The organism is Novosphingobium sp., assembly GCF_036733805.1.
In the GTDB taxonomy this organism is placed as follows: Bacteria; Pseudomonadota; Alphaproteobacteria; order Sphingomonadales; family Sphingomonadaceae; genus Novosphingobium.
The window spans coordinates 1-1,789 of sequence record NZ_DAIMZT010000145.1; the positions used below are offsets into that span (position 1 = coordinate 1).

Genomic DNA, 1,789 nt, shown 5'->3' on the forward strand with positions numbered 1-1,789 from the left:
TGTGATACCAATAGGTGCCGTTCTGGATGACGGGGAACTCATAGACGAACGTGGACTTGGGCCGAATGCCGGGAAATGACACGCCCGGCACGCCGTCAAATTGCGGCGGAACAAGCACGCCATGCCAATGGATCGAGCTGTCCTCGTCAAGATCGTTGGTTACATGCAGCCGAACCGTCTGCCCCTCGCGCAGCCGGACCAAGGGCGCGGGTACGGTTCCGTTGACCCCGATCGCGCGCATTTTACGGCCATCGATCACCATCGTCTGCCTGGCGATTGTCAGAGCTATGTCGTTGCCCGAAACCGTGGGGAGCGGTTTGACGATGCCAGCGGAGACGGGCTGCGCCCACGCCGGCATCCAGGTGGAGAAAGCAAGGCCGCCACCGGCGATCGTTGCACCGCGGATCATATCGCGGCGGGTCAATAGCGGGGTCATGTAATCTCCCTTGTTCCTTTCGGCGGACCCGGCTCGGGGAACCTGTTTATCCGCTGCACTCTCTCTGCCTTACGCATGAAGCGGGCTGACCCCTCATGGTTCCGCCAGAATTTCCGCAAGTCGCGTCCGCGCCCGGTACAATCGCGTTTCGACGGCCTTGCCGCTGATCGCGAGAGCGGCTGCGGTTTCCGCCTGCGTCATCCCCTCGACGGTTCGCAGCAAAAGCACCTCCCGTAGCGGCGCTGGAAGGTCGGCCATTGCCGCGTTCAAGCGCTGCAACTCCAGTTTCCCGGCTGCGCTGTCATGGGCGGACGGACTGTCATCGGGGGCAGCTTCCCATTCCTGCTCGGTTGCCGCCGTGCCCAAGGTGAAAAACTGCCGCACCTTTTGCCGGCGGCGCCAATCACGGCATTTGTTGATCGCGATCCGCGAAAGCCAGGCGCGCAGCGGGCGCTCCCCATCATATTTCCGCAAATGACCAAAGGCCGACACGAAACAATCCTGGGTGAGATCAAGCGCCTCGTCAGCGTTGCCAACCAGGCCACGCACCAGACGAAAGATCGGGGTCTGATGCCGATGCATGATTTCGGCGAATGCCGCTTGCCGTCCGCTCAGGGTCAGCGCAGCCAGTTCACCGTCCGAAAACGCCTTGAAGTCGGGGTTCACCGCACATCGTCGGTGAGCGCATGGACCACCGCCTGGTCGAAAGTCTTGGCCTGATCCGGGCGAAGGATCTGGCGCATGGCGAAGATATGGCCGAGCGTTTCCTTTTGCAGCTCACCCATCGCTTGATGCGACCGATCGACGGCTGCGGCGACCTGCGGACCATTTCCATGTTCGGCTTCGATTGCATCGGCAAGCCGCGCATTGTCAGCTCTCAGTTCAAGCTCCAGTGCTTGGCGGCGCACGGCAAAACGCTTCTCGAGAAGATCGATCTGGCGTTTTTGCCGGTCATCGAGATCGAGCTTGCTATGCAGAACGTCATGCAGCTCGACACCGGCGGGGGCCGGCTGCGGGAAGAAATGGCGTCCAAGCCACACACCGGCGATAGCCGCGACGAACGCGACCAGCGCGATCAACAGAACCAGCCTCGCTTTCATCGCGAACCTGCAAGCAAGGTCGACGGCGCAAGCGGGTTGGAAGGACCGAAAGGGGACAAGGTGGCGGATGCTTCAGCGGGCGGCGTAAAACCCGTGCTGGCGACACCCAACAGCACCGCGACAAAGGCTGCGGCCATGCCCACTCTCAGTTGCGCGGCTATCGAGACTTGCGGTCGCGCCGCGAGCCGTTTGAAGACAGCCTCCTCCAATCCTGCAAGTCCGGGATGAACGGGGTCGGTGCGAAGGCGGCTCA

The 1,789-nt window shown here is 62.1% G+C and carries 4 protein-coding genes; all 4 read right to left on the reverse strand.

The features are described 5' to 3' along the window. Positions 1–436: multicopper oxidase domain-containing protein (locus V7D69_RS16005; protein WP_333606337.1), on the reverse strand; the 436-nt coding region annotated here is incomplete at its 3' end. Between the two features lie 93 nt (positions 437–529). After that, on the reverse strand, positions 530–1,102 hold the full coding sequence (locus V7D69_RS16010) for an RNA polymerase sigma factor (protein ID WP_333606338.1): 573 nt from the start codon (positions 1,100–1,102) through the stop codon (positions 530–532). Further along, a complete protein-coding gene (locus V7D69_RS16015) occupies positions 1,099–1,536 on the reverse strand; it encodes a periplasmic heavy metal sensor (RefSeq protein WP_253344467.1) in 438 nt (145 codons plus the stop codon). Before V7D69_RS16015 ends, V7D69_RS16010 begins: the two co-directional genes overlap by 4 nt. After that, on the reverse strand, positions 1,533–1,789 hold a 257-nt coding region (locus V7D69_RS16020; protein WP_333606339.1), incomplete at its 5' end, for a hypothetical protein. The genes V7D69_RS16015 and V7D69_RS16020, both read right to left, overlap by 4 nt.

Excerpts from the sequence above, each read along its gene's own strand:
- V7D69_RS16015 (WP_253344467.1), bottom strand. The coding sequence starts at position 1,536 with ATGAAAGCGAGGCTGGTTCTGTTGATCGCGCTGGTCGCGTTCGTCGCG.